This is a genomic window from Thalassospira lucentensis MCCC 1A00383 = DSM 14000 (genome assembly GCF_000421265.1).
GTDB classification, from domain to species: Bacteria; Pseudomonadota; Alphaproteobacteria; order Rhodospirillales; family Thalassospiraceae; genus Thalassospira; species Thalassospira lucentensis.
The window spans coordinates 120,793-139,044 of sequence record NZ_ATWN01000011.1; the positions used below are offsets into that span (position 1 = coordinate 120,793).

Here is an 18,252-nt window from a genome sequence, read left to right on the forward strand (position 1 = left end):
CATGACACATCTGATCGCATTGATTGACGGATCGGGTTATTCGCAAAGCGTTTGCGACCTCACACGCTGGGTTGCCGAGCGCACCGATGCATCGGTTGACCTGATGCATGTTCTTGGCCGACGCGGTGTGGGTTCCGAACCTGCTGATCTGAGTGGTAATCTTAAGCTTGGCGCACGCACAGCCTTGCTTAAGGAACTTTCCGATCTGGATGAGCAGAAAGCCAAGCTTGAGCTCAAACGCGGGCGACTTCTTCTTGAAGAAGCCAAATCCGGGCTTGAGGAAGGTGGGCTTAAAACCGTTGGCACCAAATTGCGCCACGGCGATCTGATCGAAAGCCTTGCCGAATTTGAAGGCGACGCGGATTTGATCGTGATTGGCAAACGCGGTGAAGCCGCCGATTTTGCCAAACTGCATCTGGGATCAAACCTTGAACGGGTTGTCCGGGCCGCCCACAAACCGGTTCTGGTGGCATCACGTGCGTTCAAACCAATCGAGAAATTCCTGATCGCCTTTGATGGTGGGGAAAGTGCCATGAAGGCTGTGCGCCACATTGCTGCGGGCAAGCTGTTTACCGATTTGCCCTGCACCTTGCTGTGCGTTGGCAAATCAACCGACAGCCTGCAGGAAAAACTCGATCAGGCCGCAGAAATCCTGCGCACCGCAGGCTATAGCGTCAACGCCGAGTTCGCCGCAGGCGAACCCGAAGACGTGATCAAGGACCGGATCGAAGCCGATAACATCGACCTTCTGGTCATGGGCGCCTATGGCCATTCGCGCATCCGCAACCTGATCATCGGCAGCACCACCACCGAAATGGTGCGCTCCTGCCATGTCCCGGTGATGATGTTCCGCTAAGTCGGGTAAAACGCAATCATCAGACAAATAAAAAGCCCGGCAGATCACCTGCCGGGCTTTTGTCATACATAATGAATTTCGCGTCTTAGGCTCAGGGCCTGTTCAGCGGACCAGAAAACGTCCAAGATTGGCGTTGATCTGACGTTCAAGTTCGCGATCAAGGTCCATCAGCAAGGTGGCTGTTTCGTCATAAATTGCTTTTTCACGCTCGGCGACCGACATTGATTCTGAAAGTGTGTGCGACCGTGCGGCCATGGCCTGCACTTCGCCCTTCTGAACGCCATTGGCATCGAGAAGTTCAAGCTTGGCCGCAACCTTCAACTCGATATTTTCAGACTGATCATCGGTAAAGGCACCTTTGATGCCCTTGGTCGTTTTAAGCGCGTTTGACGTGATCGACGCCTCGGTCACGGAATAGCGCAGCATGTCGCTGGTACCGGCCGTCTGGATACGGTCATCGGGCCAGTTCATTGCCATTTTGCCAAGGCTGAAGGGCAGGCTGCTGGCCATGGAACCATTCACTTTTGAATCCCACGCAGCAACTTTTTCAACCGGCCCGGCGGCAAACACAATCGGTTGAAGATGACGCCAGGTGACATCGGGGTAATTTGCCACCGGCGTGCTGGTGCAGGCCGCCAGCAGCGCAACCATGACACCGGCAATGCTTGCGCGCATGCCATTGATGGACAATACCTTCATGAAATCAAACTCCCTCGTCATTCAAAACTCATACAAAAACGTCACCATGGATTTGGTTTTCCATGGTGACGTTGCGTGATGATTAAGGCAAGCCTGTGACAGGCTAATGCGCTGTAATCTTTTTATGAACTTTGCGCGTCATCGGCCTTAAAAGCCCGAATGTCTGCTTCGTTAAAGCCATAGCGCGTGTTGCAGAACTGGCACGACACCGCAACTTCACCGGTGTCACTTTCGCGCATCGACAGTAATTCGTCGAGTGGATAGGTCACAAGCGCGCCTTCGATCTTTTCGCGCGAACAGCGACATTTGAACCGCAATTCCGCCTGTTCGAACACACGCGGTTCTTCATCATGGAACAGGCGCCAGATCAAATCATGTGCCGACAGTGAAATATCGACAAGTTCGGTTTCCGTCGCACTGGTCATCAGGATTTTTGACCTGTTCCAGTCCTCGGCGACCTTTTCGCCTTCTTCCGGGGTGGCGGCATCGCCAGATGCACTGACCGGCAAGCGTTGCAGGAACAATCCGCCAACCCACCAGTCGGCATCAATCTCACCCTGATGAACTTCCAGTTTGAAGGCGGCTTCAAGCTGCTCGGACTGGCGGAAATAGGCCTCTGCACATTCCGAAAGGGTAGCCCCTTCAAGCGACACAATACCCTGATAGCGTTCATGTTCATCGCCCTGATCGACCGTAAAGGCAATATGCCCGTTGCCCATCAGTTTAAGAACCTGCCCACGAAGCGCCTCTTCCCCGCCCTCTTCGGCGGCGATCAGGGTATTGAGGCGGTCTTCATCAACCCGAAGGCACGCACGTACGTTGCCCTCACTGTCAACATCGACCACAAGCATGCTGATCGGCCCGTCCGACGATGTCTGAAGGGTAAACAGCCCGTCATACTTCAACGACGACGACAACAGCACCGCAAGGCCAATCATCTCACCCAAAAGGTGGTTGGCAAGCGCAGGATAACTGTGCTGACCAATGATGGTCTGCACCAATGGGCCAAGGCGCGTAAAGCGGCCACGAATGTTGGAATGATCCAGCGTGAAAGGCTGGCAAAAATCGACAGCGATCTGCATGTTCGGCTTCCGGTGTTGTGCGTGTTTGGGGCCGTATAACAAGACCAGCCCCGCATTGTCGAGACGATTCGATATCGCGCTCGACGCATAGCAAAAGGGGCGACTAAAGCCGCCCCTCGCGAATTCGTAATGACTTATTTAGGTTGCCTACTCACGATGGCAAGCCGTTAAAGCAGTATAGCAGAACCCCTTTCTGCGCATGCAGACGGTTTTCCGCTTCGTCAAACACCACCGATTGCGGGCCGTCGATCACCTCGTCGGTGACTTCTTCGTTGCGGTGTGCTGGCAGGCAATGCATGAAAATCGCATCCGTCTTGGCTTGCGCCATGGTTTTGGCGTTGATCTGATAGGGGGCCAATGCCTCCATGCGGGCATCGTAATCTTCGTCCCCCATCGAGACCCAGCAATCGGTGACAACAACATCCGCCTCGGCCAGCGCACTATCAAGGTCGGTCATCCGCACCTTGCCGCCATCGGCATTGGCGGTCTCAATCATCCCCTGATTGGGGCGATAGCCCGCCGGGCAGGCCATATCCATTGAAAAGCCGAATTTCGACGAGGCATGGATAAAGGATGCCGACACGTTATTGCCATCGCCAACCCAGGCAAATTTAAGCCCGTCAAGACGGCCCTTATGTTCCTTGATCGTCATCAGGTCGGCCATGATCTGACACGGGTGGCTTTGATCGGTCAGGCCATTGATCACCGGCACCGTGGCGTATTTCGCCATTTCCAAAAGTTTGGATTCATCGGTGGTGCGGATCATGATCGCATCGACAAAACGCGACAAAACGCGCGCCGTATCGGCAATGGTTTCGCCGCGGCCAAGCTGGCTGCTGTCGGCATCAAGCACAACAACATCCCCGCCAAGCTGGCGCATGCCAACTTCAAACGACACGCGCGTACGGGTCGATGGCTTTTCAAAAATAAGGGCCAGAGTCTTACCCGCAAGCGGCTTGTCCCCAAACGGGGCTTTACCCGCTTTTTCGGAATCCCCAAGGGTCAGAATATCGTTCAGCGTGCCAGACGGCAGCACATCGATATCGAGAAAATGGCGAATATCAGTCATAAATCAATCTTCCTTACTGCGCGCCATTACGACGCGAGAGCAGCCGCGCACGCATCAATTGCGGTCAGCGCCTCGTCAACATGGGTTTTGGTGATGTTAAGCGGCGGTATAAGTCGCACCACATTGTCGCCTGCCGGAACCGTCAAAAGGTTCAACTCACGCAGTTTGGCAACAACATCACCGTTGTTTGGCACCGTTTTCATGCCCAAAAGAAGGCCCTTGCCGCGTACTTCGTCGATAAAGCCCGGATGCTTGCGCGCAATCGCATCAAGCCCATCACGGATCAAGCCGCTCATCTCAAGCACATGGTCCAGGAAACCGGGTTTCAGAACTTCATCAAGCACCGCATTGGCCGCCGCCGTTGCCAGCTGATTGCCGCCAAAGGTCGTCCCATGCATGCCCGGCGAAAAGGCAGAAGCCGCCTTTTCATTGGCCAAAAGGGCGCCGATCGGGAACCCGCCGCCAAGACCCTTGGCAGAAGACACAATATCGGGCTGCATGTCTGACCATTCATAGCAAAACAGCTTGCCGGTCCGGCCAATGCCGGTCTGAACTTCGTCAAACATCACAAGCAGGCCAAACTCGTCGGCCGCCTTGCGCACCCCTTCAAGATAACCATCAGGCGCCTTGCAAATCCCGCCTTCGCCCTGAATGGGTTCAAGCAAAATACCGCCGGTGTTTTCGGTAATGCCATTACGCAATTCATTGAGATTGCCAAACGCCACCCGGTCAAAGCCGTCGGGCATCGGGCCAAAGCCCTCACGGTATTTTTCGCTATAGCCCGCGGTCAGCGTGCCCAAGGTCCGGCCATGGAACGCATTGGTCGCGACCAATATGCGATTCTTTTGCGCATGGCCCGACACATGCTGATACCGGCGCAGCATCTTGATGCCCGCTTCATTGGCTTCCGCACCAGAATTACAGAAGAACACCGTATCGGCAAAACTATGGGCAATCAGACGTTCGGCCAGTTTCTGCTGACCGGGCATCTGATACAGGTTCGATGTATGCCAAAGTTTGCCAACCTGTTCGGTCAGTTCCTTAACAAGATGCGGGTGCGAATGGCCAAGGGTATTGACCGCAATACCCGACCCGAAATCGAGGAATCGTCGGCCGTCCTGCGCAAAGAGATAAGGTCCAACACCTTTCTCAAAGGCCAGATCGGCCCGCGCGTAGGTCGGCATGACGGGAGTAATCACTTTTTCATTCCTCGAATTAGGGTAAAAATCACATTCTTGACCGTTTGGTCAGTACCGGCAGAATACCGGGAAGCCGGGGAGTATCAAGAGATTCCTGATGTCTGTCAACGCCGCAAAACCCCGTAGACCGTACAGCACAAACTGGCCTCCACAATGAAAAAGGGCAGCATCCACGATGTGATGCTGCCCGATTGATTGGATTTTGCGCCAGACCGCGCTGTTTGGCGTGGTTACGCCTTAAGCTTATACCCGCTTTTGATCATGCGATAGCACAGCAACCACAGCAACGCATTGACCGCTGCCAACACAACAACGCCGGTCATGATGGTGCCGTCCGAAATGCCGGTAAAGCCATAACGGAACCCGTCAATCATGTAGAAGAACGGGTTGAAATGCACCAGAATCTGCCCCGCTTCGGGCAGGCTGTCCGCACTGTAAAACGTGCCTGACAGGAACGACAGCGGAGTGACGACAAAGTTGGTGACAACCGCGATATGGTCGAACTTCTCGGCCCAGACGCCGCCCGCAATCCCCAGAAGGGCTAGCATCAAGGACGCAGAAATCCCGAAATACAGGATCGCCCAGATGTTATGGATGCGGATATCGACAAAGAACGCCATGACAATGGCGGTAACAGCACCCACCATCACACCACGGGTCACCGCACCAAAGGCAAACCCGGCAACCATTTCACCAGGCGACAATGGCGGCATCAAAACGTCGACAATATTGCCCTGAACTTTCGCAATCGTCAGCGAACTTGATGAATTGGCAAAGGCGTTTTGCGCCATAGTCATCATGACAAGACCGGGCGCGAGGAAGGTGGCGAAGGCAATGCCATTTACTGTCTCAACCGCCCGGCCAAGCGCCAGCAGAAACACAGCAAGAAACAGAAGACTGGTCACAACCGGCGCGCCAATGGTTTGCAGATGCACATTGAGGAAGCGTCGAACTTCCTTGGCATACAGCGTCCAAAGACCAAGCCAGTTGACCGCGCCCATCTGACGTGGGGCTAGTTCACTCATAGAATTTCCTTCGGAAAAATGCAGACAATTGCCGGTAAAATAGGGAGAGTAGGGTACTTGTTGCAAGGGTGCGTATTCATTCATGATGGCGAACATGACACAAAAACAGCGCCAAGGCCCGGAAACCCTGGAGTCTGACGGCGAAAACAAGCCGGTCGGAAATGCCCGTTTTTCGACCTCAAACCGGAAAAATGCCCAAAACGCCAAGGACAAGCAGCGCGAAGCCAACCGCCCGCGCCGTGTCACGCGCGATTATCTGATGAATTACGCGACCTGGTATCTTGAACGGTTTGCCGCCTCACGTGCCCGGCTTGAAAAACTGATGCGCGGTAAAATACGTCTGTCGGCGGCGGAATATGGCACCGACCCCGAAGAAGCCGAAAACTGGATGAAGTCGGTTCTGTCTGCCTGCGAACAGGCTGGTTTTATCAATGATGATGCCTATGCCAAGGGACGGGCAAGATCGCTTTTGCGCAAGGGCAAGGCCATCCGGGTGATTGCGGCTGACTTATCGGCACGCGGCATTGCATCGCACCAGATTGATCACGCGATTAAGGAACTTAAGGCCGAAGCCGACCAAGCCGCCTATGAAGAAGTTCGGGGCACCGATCCAAACATCGCCGCCGCTGCCGCCTATGCCCGTCGTCGGCGTCTTGGCCCTTGGCGCCGCCCCGATATCCGCGACGAAAAACGCGAAAAAGATATGGCCGCCCTCGCCCGACAGGGATTTGGCTATGACACCGCCACCCGCATCATCAACAGCGACCTTGATGAACTGAAAGATCTGTTGTCGATGATTGACGGCATTTGATCGCCGGATCAAAGGCGGTTATCACTAATCCATCCTTTTGCATCCCTGTTGATACGGAGACCCCAGACATGATGGTCCGCATCTATCACAATCCGCGCTGTTCCAAATCGCGTCAGACACTGGCCCTGATCGAAGAAAAAGGCATCACACCCGATGTCATTCTTTATCTCGACACACCGCCGTCCCCGCAAGAAATGTCAGAACTGATTGAGATGCTCGGCATGCAGCCCGAAGACATCCTGCGCAAAAAAGAAGCCAAAGAAGAAGGCATTGCCGATCTGCGTGGGCAGGAGCTTATCGAGGCGCTTTGCGCCCATCCGCGCGCGCTCGAACGTCCGATTGTAGTCAATGGCCACAAGGCCGTTCTGGGCCGCCCACCGGAAAACGTGCTCGATATTCTGTAATCGCCCACAGGCTGCATAGGATGGTTGCTTGCGGCCACCGTCCATCTTTTTACGTCATGCCCGCGAAGGCGGGCATCCATGTATGCCCAGGCTCCCTGTTAGAAAGCCGGGAAACACCCGTAACATCAAACGCCTGTGCCGCTTTGGCACGGGCGTTTTTCGTTATTAGTAAAAGTCTAAAGCCCCGAATGCCATTATGTCATAGGCTCAGAAACGCATAAATGAACCGCACCTATCGGGAGGCCATTGATGATTGCCGCATTCGCCCTGATCCTTGTTTGCCAATTGTTTGGCGAAGTCATATCGGAACTGTTTGACCTGCCGGTACCCGGACCTGTGATCGGTCTGGTGCTGTTGTTCTTTGGCTTGTTGATCAGTCGCAAACCGCCAAAGGTCCTGACCGATGCGGCCGATAACCTTCTGATCCATTTTTCATTGCTGTTTGTGCCCGCCGGTGTCGGCGTTGTCACCCAGATTGACCGGCTTAAGGGCGATTGGCTGCCGATTACGGCGTCTTTGATTGTCTCGACCTTGCTCGCCATCGTGCTGACCGCGATGCTGATGTCAAAGCTTCTGCCTAAACAAACCGATGTATCCACCCCAGATAGCGCAAAGGATGCATCGTAATGGAAACCGATATCACACAGCTTTGGGTTTATCTGTCGACCAAACCGCTGACCGGACTAACCATCACGCTTGTCGCCTATTCCATCGGGTTCTGGCTGTATCAGAAAAGCAACCGCAACCCGATGTGCAATCCGGTCGTGATTGCCATTGCGCTGATCGCGTTTCTTCTCAAGATGACAGACACGCCCTATGCCACCTATTTCGAAGGCGCACAGTTTGTGCACTTCCTGCTTGGCCCGGCCACCGTTGCCTTGGCCGTGCCGCTGTTTCGTCAAACCGAAACGCTTAAACGCGCCATGCCGGTAATTGTCTTTGGTGTTTTATTCGGATCCTTGGTTGCCAGTGCCAGCACGGTTCTTTTGGCGTGGGCTTTGGGCGCAAGTCCGGAAACACTGGCGTCACTGGCCCCAAAATCGGTGACCACCCCGGTTGCCATGGGCATTGCCGAAAACATTGGTGGCGTTCCGGCCCTGACGGCGGTTTGCGTCATTGCCACGGGTATTGTCGGGGCGACACTTGGCCCGATGGTGATGAATATGGCGCGATTGAAAGACTGGCGGGCACGGGGCTTTGCCATGGGCGTCGCATCGCACGGGATTGGAACCGCGCGCGCCTTTCAGGTCAATGAAACGGCGGGGGCTTTTTCCGGATTGGCGATGGGGCTAAACACCATGGCAACCGCCATCACCATCCCGTTTTTATGGCACTGGATATTCGGGTAAGACAAATATCATCGGGCCAGAGGAGCACGGTACCGGGTATCACGCCCGGCAAGGCGACGCATGCGCAGCCCATCACGAATGTTTAACCCGATCAGAACAAGATTGACCCCACCGGCAATCAATTCAACCGCCTGAAGTGCTACAAACAGGCCATCCAGGTCACCACGATTGGCAAGGATCGCCAAAGATACGGCACTTGGGACAAGGATGAGAAGGCCATTGGCCGCAATGAATTTCATCCTGCGCAGTTTGAGTGCCAAAACACCGGAAATATGCCCGCGCGCCAAACGAAGACCTGACGCACCGGTCGCAGCCAGTGTGGGAACAAGCAGCAGTACCCCCCACGCAACTGCCGTTTTAACCGCAACGATTTGAACATGTGATCCACCAAGTTCGACAAGCACCGTTGCCAGCCAGAACGTAGCAATCAAAAGGAACGCCGCCCCACCGGCAATACGGTGAAGGGTGCGCAATAGAGTGTTTGTTGATATGGACATCGTCATCTCTTTTTGAACAAGGATTGCGATGTGGCGCCACACGTATTTAAATAGCATACTATATATTACATAGCAAGCTATGCATCTAAATGCACACAGGAGCCTCCATGCCGCTGAAACGAACCCAGTCTGCGGGATATATGACCAATTGGGCTGCACGCCTGTTTGCGCGTGCCATTGACCAGAAACTCAAACCCATGGGCATGAGCAGTGGATACCTGCCGGTTTTCTTTGCGCTGGCGGATGGCACGGCACGCACGCAAAAGCAGCTGGCCCTTGGTGCTGGCATTGAACAACCCACCATGGCCGCGACGCTCAATCGCATGGAACGCGATGGATGGATCGAGCGGGAAAAAGACGGCGAAGATCGCCGCATTACCCACATCCGGTTGAGTGCTGCGGCCCGTGACAAGGCACAAGACATTCAGGCCATCGTCAATCAGGTCAACGAAACTGCCCTGTCAGGCTTAAACAGTCTGGAACAACGCGTTTTGCTGGACGCGCTGGGCAAGGTCACCATGGCCCTGACCCGCACAGAAGAAAACCAGAAACACCCCGTACCGAAATAACATGCCGACTTAACCGTCCGTGTGGCGGGATGCCCCGTTGCGATGCGGGTGGTAGCATCGGGTGAGCCGAAGCTCACCCGACCCTGTCATTTAACCTGCACGCAGCTGCGACAGAAACTCTGAAACAGTATCCTGCAGGGTATCAATCTGCTTGGCCAGATCACCAACGGTCGCATCAAGTTCGCCCGCCGCAGCACCGCTGCTGCTGGCGGCTTTATGGATTTCGTCGATGTTGGCAACCACTTCGTTCGATCCTGAAGATGCGCTTGTTGCACTGTTGGCGATTTCGTTGACGGCCGAGTTTTGCTCGGACACGGCTGACGCAATGCCGTTGGCAATTTCGCTGATCGACGAGATTGTCTGGGTTACCTTCTCGATGGCCTCCACCGTGACCTTGGTTTCATCCTGAATCGCCCCGATCTGCTGGGCGATTTCGTCGGTGGCCTTGGCCGTCTGATTGGCAAGGTTTTTGACCTCCTGGGCCACCACGGCAAAGCCTTTGCCCGCTTCGCCTGCGCGCGCGGCTTCAATCGTCGCATTCAGGGCCAAAAGGTTGGTCTGCGATGCGATATCGTTAATCAGGCTGACAACCTGACCAATGCGCTCGGCTGCTTCGGCAAGTCCACCAACCATTTCATTGGCCCGCGATGCCTCACCCACCGCAGCCTCGGCGATCGAAGTCGACTCGTGGACCTGACCGCCAATCTGGCTGATCGATGCCGACAGTTCTTCGGTTGCCGCGGCAACCGTTTGAACGTTACGGGCCGAATCATTGGCCGCTTCTGAAACCTTCTGGCTTTGATTGACCGAGTGATTTGCAGAATCACGCATTGAGTTGGTTGATTTCAACATGCCGCCGGTTGCCGCACGAACAGATGTGACGATCTGACCAATAGACTGTTCGAGTTCCACCGCCAATTTGTTGCGTTGATCAATCGCTTCCTGTTTGGACCGTTTTTCTGCAACAACACGGGCTTCTTCGGCTTCTTCGATTTTGGCCGCCGTTTCACGCCAGCGCACCAAACCGTTGGCGATCAGCCCGATCTCGTCCTTGCGCTCGGTAAAGGAGACCTCTTCGCTGAAATCGCGTTCAACGAAACGCGAAATCGTCTGACCAAGCACCCGTAGCGGGCCAAGCTGCCAACGCAGTAACAAGAACAGAAGCAAGGCCGAGACAACGGCAACGATCACACCAACAATGGCGATACGCGCTTCGATCTCACCAGCAACAGCAGCGACTTCTGCCTTTTTAATACCAACATACAAAATGCCCAGAATATCGCCGGTCGGCGTCATGATCGGACTGTATTGCGTGACATATTCCGTACCAAGAATAAGCGCTTCACCGCGGAACGTGTTGCCCGACATGATCGGCGCGTAAGCCGCACTGCCTTTGCCAAGCATTGTCCCAACAGCACGTGTACCATCGGGTTTGATGATGTTGGTTGAAACTCGGATAAAATCTTCTTCCGCCGGGACATAGGCAAACACGGTTGCCGTTTGACCGGTGGCCGTGCCAATGCGGTCAATCAGGGCGTGGGAGGATAAATCAGGGATTTCCGGCATCACCAGTTTGGATGTTTCGCCATCCTTGGTGATCACCATTTTAAAGTCGGGGTTGGCATCCTGCAGCAACAATGCTGCAACACGAAGATTGAGTTTTTGCGACGCCAGACTGTCACTGGCGACCTGTTGATCGACACGCTGCATAATCAACACGCCCAGCAAAATGATCCCACTCATAAGAATAAGAACGGCAGCTAAGGCGACTTTCAGTACCAAACTTTTCGACATGCTCTCTCCCTAATCACCATCAAGGACAAAACCAGAAGATCGACAGTGGATGGTTCTGTCCACATTTCATCAATAGCTTAGCGCCAGGATCAAGGCCCGAACCTAACCCATTATAAGGTATACAATATCAGAATTAACCTTTGCGTATAGTCGTTTATCCTGTTGCATAGGTTCGCACCTGCACAATTGCCTCAAACCGCACTGCGCATAAATAGCGGCATGGGCACGACGTACCGGACACACCGATACGCCAGAACATGACGCACGCCAAATCTGGTTATCTTTGGGGGATGTGGATTATGAAAAACCGGGCGTCAGAAAACCTGAATGCCGCCCGCCAGCAGATGTCGCAAATGAATGCAGCAGGGTCTGGGGGCGGGACTTAGACTTAGGCTCAGGACCTAGTAATCAACCTTGACGAAATACAATCCATCCGCTGGTGCGGTAGGACCACCCGCCGCGCGATTACAGGCCTCAAGTGCTTTTTTCACCCTAATCGGCTTCCAGCTTCCTTTGCCAACCAGAACCAGTGTCCCGACCATGTTGCGCACCTGATGATGCAGGAACGACCGGCTTTCGGTGTGGATGCGGATTTCAAGCGGATCTTCGATGCTGCGCGTGACCTCAAGCTTTTCAAGCGTCTTGATCGGGCTGTTGGCCTGACATTCGCTGGCGCGGAAACTGGTGAAATCAAACGTGCCAATCAGGTGCTGGGCGGCTTCGTTCATCGCATCGATATCAAGCGGTTTGTAAACCCCCCACGCCAACCCGGCTTCAAAGGTCAGCGGGGCGCGGCGATTGATGATGCGATACATGTAGTAGCGTTTTTTTGATGAAAACCGCGCGTGGAAATCTTCGGTGACTTCATCGCACAGCTTTACCGCGACCGGGGCCGGTTTAAGATAATGGTTGATCGCATTCATCACCGCTTCGGCCGGGTAATATTTCGGTAAATCGAAATGCACCACCTGCCCCAGCGCATGCACCCCGGCGTCCGTCCGGCCCGATACATACACGCGCACAAATTCACCGACGAAATCCTCGATCGCGGTTTCAAACACCTTTTGAACCGAAATCACTTCGTCCTGATACTGCCACCCGTGATAGGGGCGGCCATCATATTCGACGGTGCATTTGTAGCGTTGCATGGGCTCTCAAAACTCGTTGGAACGCCTGAACCTTCGGGCTCAGGACGGCGCGCACCCGTTATATCCGGGCTGATAAAAGAAAACGAGGGGCTTTGACACCCCTCGTTCCAATCCTCACACAATAAAATGCGTGATTATTTCAGATCGTCATTGCCGTAGCCAAGGCGCAGACGCAACGCATTGAGCTTGATAAAGCCTTCTGCATCGTGCTGGTCATAAACGGTGTCGGCTTCGAACGTGACGTGTTCTTCGGAATAGATCGAGTTCGGCGATTTGCGCCCGGTAACCGTGACATTGCCTTTGTAAAGATCTAGGCGCACCGTACCGTTGACCGACCGCTGGGTGTCATCGATCAGACGCTGCAGGGCCTGACGTTCTGGCGACCACCAATACCCGTTATAGATCATCTCGGCATAGCGCGGCATCAGCTCGTCTTTCAGATGACCCGCATTGCGGTCCAGCGTGATGCTTTCCATCGCACGGTGCGCGGTGAGCATGATCGTGCCGCCCGGTGTTTCGTAAACACCGCGCGACTTCATGCCGACATAGCGGTTTTCAACCAGATCAAGACGACCAATACCGTTTTTGCCCGCAACATCGTTAAGAGCGGTCAACAAGGTGGCCGGGCTCATGCGTTCGCCGTTGATCGCAACCGGATCGCCTTTTTCGAATTCAATTTCGATGGTGGTGATCGCATCAGGTGCATCCTTGGGCGATACCGTACGCATGAACATATTTTCGTTCGGCTTCGTCCACGGATCTTCGAGCGCCTTGCCTTCGTACGAAATGTGCAGAAGGTTGGCATCCGTCGAATAGGGCGGCTCATCGCCACCGGCTTTATCGGCCGAAATCGGAATCTGGTGCTTCTGGGCGAAGTCGAGCAGTGCTGTACGCGAATTCAATTCCCACTCACGCCACGGTGCGATCACCTTAACGTCGGGCTTCAGGCCATAATAGCCAAGCTCGAAACGGACCTGATCGTTGCCTTTGCCCGTTGCGCCATGCGACACGGCATCGGCCCCAACTTCCTTGGCGATTTCGATTTGGCGTTTGGCAATCAATGGCCGCGCAATCGACGTCCCCAGCAGGTAAACACCTTCATACAGGGCATTGGCGCGGAACATCGGGAAGACGTAATCGCGGACGAACTCTTCGCGCAGATCTTCGATGAAGATTTGCTTCACACCGAACATCTCTGCCTTTTTACGGGCGGGCTCAAGCTCTTCGCCCTGGCCGAGATCGGCGGTGAAGGTCACGACTTCGCAGTTATACTGTTCGCGAAGCCACTTCAGGATGATGGAGGTATCAAGCCCGCCTGAATAGGCAAGCACCACCTTTTTGACCTGATCGCTCATTGCAGTGACGCCTTTCTTTTTCAATACACTTCAGGGAATGGCACACACGTGCCCGGTTCCCTGTCATAGACGCAATCTGTTGATTGCGTCGGGCCCCGAAAAGCCTGTAAGGCGCTCCGACGGCTCTTTATGCAAAATCTGCTCCGTCTTGCACAAAGAGCCCTAGACCTTGAGCGCGGAGTATAGGAAAACACTAGTGAGGGGCAAGACCCAAGATTGGGCTTGGTGCCAAAAAGGCGCAAAAACCCGTAAAATATTGCCTCGCTTTTGGAAAAAACCGCTCCGAATGCTCAAAAACACCGAAGAAACCGAAATAGACCTGCCCAAAATTGGCCCGCTGCCGGTCCGTTTACGGCCCAGTGTGCGCGCGTCGCGACTCAAACTGCGGATTGATCCGGCGTTTGACGGGGTCGAAATCGTCGTGCCCACCGGAATTTCACGAAAAGTCGCCCTTTCGATGCTGGACCAGCATAGCGATTGGGTAGCCGCCCACATTCAACGCTTGCCCGACCGCGTACAGTTCGTGCCCGGCGCATGGATTCCGTTTCTGGGCGAAGACCACGCCATCCGCGCCGTCCCCGATGCCAAACGGGGCGTCTGGGCCGAGGCCGGGGTAATTTGGGTTTCAGGCCTGCCCGAACATACCAACCGACGGGTGACAGATTTCCTGAAAAAACAGGCCAAACTTGAAATCGCCCCGCGCGCCCAAGACTATGCCGACCAAATCGGCAAGAAAATCAATCGCATATCGCTGAAAGACACCCGCACCCGTTGGGGAAGCTGTTCGTCAAATGGCAATTTGGCGTTTAGCTGGCGACTCGTTCTCGCCCCGGAAGATGTGCTTGATTACGTCGTCGCCCACGAGGTCGCCCATCTTCAGGAACTGAACCACAGTGCGCGGTTCTGGGCTGTGGTGGATGATCTTTATGGCCCGTCCAAGAAACAGCAACACTGGCTTAAACGAAACGGCTCTGCCCTGCATCGATACGGTGCCGGAAGTTAACTGAGTAAGTTAACCAACTCATTCAATACTGCCTTACAGGTACGCCCCATGCTGATCCCGATTGAAACACTGGCGATTTTCATCCCCACTGCCCTGGCGCTTAATATGACGCCGGGCAATGACATGCTGTTTTGTCTGGGACAGGGGATTAAATCAGGCCCGCGTGCCGGGAATGCCGCAAGTCTTGGGATTGCCACGGGTGCGATGATCCACACGCTTTTGGCCGGACTGGGACTGGCGGCACTGGTCGCGGCCCATCCGGTGGCGCTTGAAATACTGCGCTGGCTTGGCATTGTATATCTGGTGTGGCTGGCGATCAATGCCTTCCGATCCGGTGATCAAAATCTGGCACCAGCCAGAACCAAACAGTCATCCGCCTTTCGCGCATGGCGCGACGGGGTTGTGGTTAATCTGCTCAACCCGAAAATCATCGTGTTTGTGCTGGCCTTCATTCCGCAATTTGTCGATGCGTCGCGGGGATCGGTGTTGGTGCAATTTTTGATTTTCGGTCTGATCCTCAATATCGGCGGGACGATGATTAATTGTCTGGTTGGGGGTTTTGCCGGGAAACTCGGGGCTGTTTTATCCCGATCAAAACGGGTGGCGCGCGGCTTTCAGATTTTTACCGGATGTGTGTTTCTTGGCCTTGCGGCCAAGCTGGCATTTGATCGGCGCGGGTGAATAATCATCCGCATTATTCATTTAAAATGAATAATAGCTTTCAGCCCAAATCGGACTGTAAACTATTCGTTACACCACACATCCGCTTTCACGCAGATGGGGCAATTCTGCGCGCAAAAATCCAAGGAAGCTTTTTTCCACAGCACTCAGTTCACGTGATGCGGTGAACAATGCCACGTCCCAGTCAATGACCGGCGTTAAGGTGCGCGCAACGACCTTGGTTTCATCGACCAGCAAGGCGGCAAACGGGTCAATCACCGCAATCCCGACATTGCGTTCGACAAGGCGTGAAATGGTGCGAATGGTCCGGGCCTCGACCGCGATTTTGCGCGGCCAGCCGGCAATCTGGAAAATGTAGTCGATTTTGGTGCGCAAGGGTGAGCCGATGGACAGTTCGACAAAGCGTTCGCCGCGCAGAAGATCAATATCAATCGTTTCAAACCCGGCCAGCCGGTGGTCGACCGGCATCAAACAGACCGCACGCGACTGTGCGAGCGGGGTGACCACCATATTGGGATCCTGCAGATCAAGGGTAATGCCAATCCCAAGATCACATTGCCGGGTTGTGACCATTTCAAGCATGCCTTCAAGGCCGGTGTCGGTGATGCTGATCGAGACATTGGGGTGGGCCAGTTTGAATTTTGCGACCACATCAAGAAGATAGGTATCGACATAAATCGGCTGTGCCGCGATGCGGATAGAGCCCAGCTGATCATTGGCAATGGCGCGGGCCTGGGTTTCGATTTCATGAAGTGAGTTCAGCGACCGCAAGACAGTGACGTGAAACTGATGGGCCTCATTGGTCGGCACCAGTTGATTGCGTTTGCGGTTGAACAAGGAAAATCCAACAGACTTTTCAAAGCTGTTGAGCAAACGGCTGACCATCGGCTGGCTGATGTTCATTGCCTGTGCGGCCTTGGTGACCGATCCATGGGTCATAAAGGCATTAAAGCTTTCCAACTCGCGCAGGTTCATGTGACGGCCTCATTTTTTCAGTATGTAAATTAGTTATACTGGAATTAATTTTTTGCGCCAACAGTTATGGATTGTCTATGGATGGTGCAGACAAAAAGAAAAACCCGAGCTCCGGCAATACTGCCACCACCACCCAGGGAGACATGAAAATGTTTCAAAAGCTCAAAAAAGCAGCCGGCGTAGCCGCCGCCATCCTTGCGACAACCACCATGATTTCGACCGCCCAGGCAGATGCCTATCCGCAAAAAGCCATTACGCTGGTTGCACCTTATGGTGCTGGCGGTGCGTCTGACCTTGCCGCACGCGCGCTGGCAGAAACCGCCCGTAAATACACCGGCGAACAGCCAGTTGTTGTGGTCAACAAGACCGGCAATGGCGGCATGAATGGTGCGCGTTTCGTATCCGAAGCCAAACCGGACGGCTACACCGTGCTTTTGTCGCGCGTCGGCATGGCACTTTATCCGGCAGTTTACACCGACAGCCCGGTTGGTTGGGACGATTATACCTTCCTGGGTATGCTGGAATCGACCCCGATGATCCTGGCAGTGAATGCCAATTCCGACGTCCAGACCGTTGATGATCTGATTGCCAAGATCAAAGACAGCGACGGCGCAACCACCTATGCCGCATCCGGCCCCACCGCGATTGATGGCTTCACTGTGCAGGCACTTCTGTCTGATCTTGATCTTGACCCGCTGACCGCATCCACCCTCGTGCCATACAAAGGCGGCTCTGCTTTGGCCGCAGCCCTTCTTGGCGGTCACGTTGATTTTCTGGCAATTGCCGCTGGCTCCCTGATGCCCCACATCGAAGCCGGTAAAATGCGTCCGTTGATGGTCTATTCGCCAAAACGTATGGCAGCCCTGCCGGACGTCCCGACGGCCAAAGAACTTGGTTACACCCAGGCTGGTCAGGTTGGCGGCTGGAGCGGTCTTTACGGCCCCAAGGGTCTGCCTGATGACGTTGTTGCAAAATGGACCGAAGTTCTTGGCCACGTTGCGACCGACGAACAGTGGCTGGATCTGGCAGAAAAACGCGGTTCGATCTCGATCATCGGTGATGAAGATCCGTCGGCTTACGTCAAAAGCCAGTTCGAACTTTATAACGGCATGGCCAAAAAGTTCGGCTACATCCAGTAAGACGTTTTTTAACGTCCTGTAATTTTCGACTTTAAATGCGAGACGGAACCATGAACCAAAATCGCGATTTCTATGCTGGACTGGTCGCGACGGTATTCTTTGCCATCGTCCTGTTCGTTCTGATCCCGATCTATGTGAAGGTTCCGTCTTTCATTCCCGGCTTTGCCCCGCCGCCTGATATGTGGCCGCGCGTTGTTGCCGTGATTGGTCTTGTCATGGGCATTCTGGCCCTTGTTCTGGCCTTTCCAAAATCGCGCAAAGCCAGCGGCGAGACGGTCACAAGCCTTGGTTTCTATGTGAACCGAAACAAGGTTTTCATAACCCGTTTTGTCTTGTTGCTGGTTCTGTTTGTCACCTTTGTTTATGGCCTGCCGGTGATCGGTTTTGTGCCCGCAACCGTTCTTTTGCTGGGCATTCTGTTCCTGATGACCGGTAATTTCGGCAACAAGGTCTGGATGATTGGTCTGACGATCATTTTCCCGGTTTTGCTGTATCTGCTTTTTACCGAAGTCACCCATACGCCCTTCCCCGAAGGCATGCTGTTTTCCAACAGTCTTTCTGACCTCGTAACCCTGATCTGATCGAAAGCCCCATCGT

20 protein-coding genes are annotated in these 18,252 nt (G+C 54.3%); 10 read left to right on the top strand and 10 right to left on the bottom strand.

What is annotated here, in order from left to right:
• Position 1 precedes the first annotated feature (1 nt).
• Complete coding sequence (locus K355_RS0119930) at positions 2-856, top strand: universal stress protein (protein ID WP_022733929.1); 855 nt, start codon at positions 2-4, stop codon at positions 854-856.
• 102 nt (positions 857-958) lie between these two features.
• On the opposite strand, the gene K355_RS0119935 is transcribed toward K355_RS0119930, so the two are convergent.
• From K355_RS0119935 to K355_RS0119955, 5 genes are all read right to left on the bottom strand, one after another.
• The gene (locus K355_RS0119935) at positions 959-1,555 is read right to left on the bottom strand and encodes a hypothetical protein (RefSeq protein WP_022733930.1); all 597 of its coding nucleotides are present in this window, start codon (positions 1,553-1,555) and stop codon (positions 959-961) included.
• 122 nt (positions 1,556-1,677) lie between these two features.
• Positions 1,678-2,637 carry an Hsp33 family molecular chaperone HslO gene (gene hslO, locus K355_RS0119940; protein WP_022733931.1) on the bottom strand — a complete coding sequence of 320 codons (960 nt, stop codon included), beginning with the start codon at positions 2,635-2,637 and terminating at the stop codon, positions 1,678-1,680.
• A gap of 151 nt (positions 2,638-2,788) precedes the next feature.
• Entirely contained in the window at positions 2,789-3,706 is a 918-nt protein-coding gene (argF, locus tag K355_RS0119945; RefSeq protein ID WP_022733932.1) for an ornithine carbamoyltransferase, read from the bottom strand.
• A 26-nt stretch (positions 3,707-3,732) separates the two neighbouring features.
• Positions 3,733-4,890, bottom strand: a complete 1,158-nt coding sequence (locus K355_RS0119950) for an aspartate aminotransferase family protein (RefSeq protein WP_022733933.1) — start codon at positions 4,888-4,890, stop codon at positions 3,733-3,735.
• Between the two features lie 245 nt (positions 4,891-5,135).
• Complete coding sequence (locus K355_RS0119955; protein WP_028791794.1) at positions 5,136-5,930, bottom strand: ABC transporter permease; 795 nt, start codon at positions 5,928-5,930, stop codon at positions 5,136-5,138.
• A gap of 94 nt (positions 5,931-6,024) precedes the next feature.
• On the opposite strand from K355_RS0119955, the gene K355_RS0119960 reads away from it, so the two are divergent.
• From K355_RS0119960 to K355_RS0119975, 4 genes are all read left to right on the top strand, one after another.
• On the top strand, positions 6,025-6,741 hold the full coding sequence (locus tag K355_RS0119960; protein WP_028791795.1) for a regulatory protein RecX: 717 nt from the start codon (positions 6,025-6,027) through the stop codon (positions 6,739-6,741).
• A 68-nt stretch (positions 6,742-6,809) separates the two neighbouring features.
• Positions 6,810-7,145: an arsenate reductase (glutaredoxin) gene (gene arsC / locus K355_RS0119965; RefSeq protein WP_022733936.1), complete on the top strand. Its 336-nt coding sequence runs from the start codon at positions 6,810-6,812 to the stop codon at positions 7,143-7,145.
• A gap of 249 nt (positions 7,146-7,394) precedes the next feature.
• Positions 7,395-7,772 (top strand): CidA/LrgA family protein, encoded by a 378-nt coding sequence (locus K355_RS0119970; RefSeq protein ID WP_022733937.1) that lies wholly within the window; start codon positions 7,395-7,397, stop codon positions 7,770-7,772.
• A complete protein-coding gene (locus tag K355_RS0119975) occupies positions 7,772-8,494 on the top strand; it encodes an LrgB family protein (RefSeq protein WP_022733938.1) in 723 nt (240 codons plus the stop codon). Before K355_RS0119970 ends, K355_RS0119975 begins: the two co-directional genes overlap by 1 nt.
• Before the next feature lie 8 nt (positions 8,495-8,502).
• Here the strand turns inward: K355_RS0119975 and K355_RS0119980 are convergent, their stop codons facing one another.
• Positions 8,503-8,991 (bottom strand): hypothetical protein, encoded by a 489-nt coding sequence (locus tag K355_RS0119980; RefSeq protein WP_022733939.1) that lies wholly within the window; start codon positions 8,989-8,991, stop codon positions 8,503-8,505.
• A 107-nt stretch (positions 8,992-9,098) separates the two neighbouring features.
• On the opposite strand from K355_RS0119980, the gene K355_RS24535 reads away from it, so the two are divergent.
• The gene (locus K355_RS24535; RefSeq protein WP_022733940.1) at positions 9,099-9,560 is read left to right on the top strand and encodes a MarR family winged helix-turn-helix transcriptional regulator; all 462 of its coding nucleotides are present in this window, start codon (positions 9,099-9,101) and stop codon (positions 9,558-9,560) included.
• Between the two features lie 90 nt (positions 9,561-9,650).
• Here K355_RS24535 and K355_RS0119990 read toward each other — a convergent pair whose 3' ends face one another.
• The 3 genes from K355_RS0119990 to K355_RS0120000 form a co-directional block, all read right to left on the bottom strand.
• On the bottom strand, positions 9,651-11,354 hold the full coding sequence (locus tag K355_RS0119990) for a methyl-accepting chemotaxis protein (protein ID WP_022733941.1): 1,704 nt from the start codon (positions 11,352-11,354) through the stop codon (positions 9,651-9,653).
• Between the two features lie 401 nt (positions 11,355-11,755).
• A complete protein-coding gene (truA, locus tag K355_RS0119995; RefSeq protein WP_022733942.1) occupies positions 11,756-12,502 on the bottom strand; it encodes a tRNA pseudouridine(38-40) synthase TruA in 747 nt (248 codons plus the stop codon).
• A gap of 134 nt (positions 12,503-12,636) precedes the next feature.
• Complete coding sequence (locus tag K355_RS0120000; RefSeq protein WP_022733943.1) at positions 12,637-13,857, bottom strand: argininosuccinate synthase; 1,221 nt, start codon at positions 13,855-13,857, stop codon at positions 12,637-12,639.
• Between the two features lie 286 nt (positions 13,858-14,143).
• On the opposite strand from K355_RS0120000, the gene K355_RS0120005 reads away from it, so the two are divergent.
• Entirely contained in the window at positions 14,144-14,860 is a 717-nt protein-coding gene (locus tag K355_RS0120005) for a M48 family metallopeptidase (protein ID WP_022733944.1), read from the top strand.
• 48 nt (positions 14,861-14,908) lie between these two features.
• Positions 14,909-15,541 carry a LysE family translocator gene (locus K355_RS0120010; protein WP_022733945.1) on the top strand — a complete coding sequence of 211 codons (633 nt, stop codon included), beginning with the start codon at positions 14,909-14,911 and terminating at the stop codon, positions 15,539-15,541.
• A gap of 69 nt (positions 15,542-15,610) precedes the next feature.
• Here K355_RS0120010 and K355_RS0120015 read toward each other — a convergent pair whose 3' ends face one another.
• A complete protein-coding gene (locus tag K355_RS0120015; protein ID WP_022733946.1) occupies positions 15,611-16,516 on the bottom strand; it encodes a LysR family transcriptional regulator in 906 nt (301 codons plus the stop codon).
• A 149-nt stretch (positions 16,517-16,665) separates the two neighbouring features.
• Here K355_RS0120015 and K355_RS0120020 point away from each other — a divergent pair, with 149 nt between their 5' ends.
• Both K355_RS0120020 and K355_RS0120025 read left to right on the top strand, forming a co-directional pair.
• The gene (locus K355_RS0120020; protein ID WP_028791797.1) at positions 16,666-17,655 is read left to right on the top strand and encodes a Bug family tripartite tricarboxylate transporter substrate binding protein; all 990 of its coding nucleotides are present in this window, start codon (positions 16,666-16,668) and stop codon (positions 17,653-17,655) included.
• A gap of 50 nt (positions 17,656-17,705) precedes the next feature.
• Positions 17,706-18,236 (top strand): tripartite tricarboxylate transporter TctB family protein, encoded by a 531-nt coding sequence (locus K355_RS0120025; RefSeq protein ID WP_022733948.1) that lies wholly within the window; start codon positions 17,706-17,708, stop codon positions 18,234-18,236.
• Positions 18,237-18,252 lie beyond the last annotated feature (16 nt).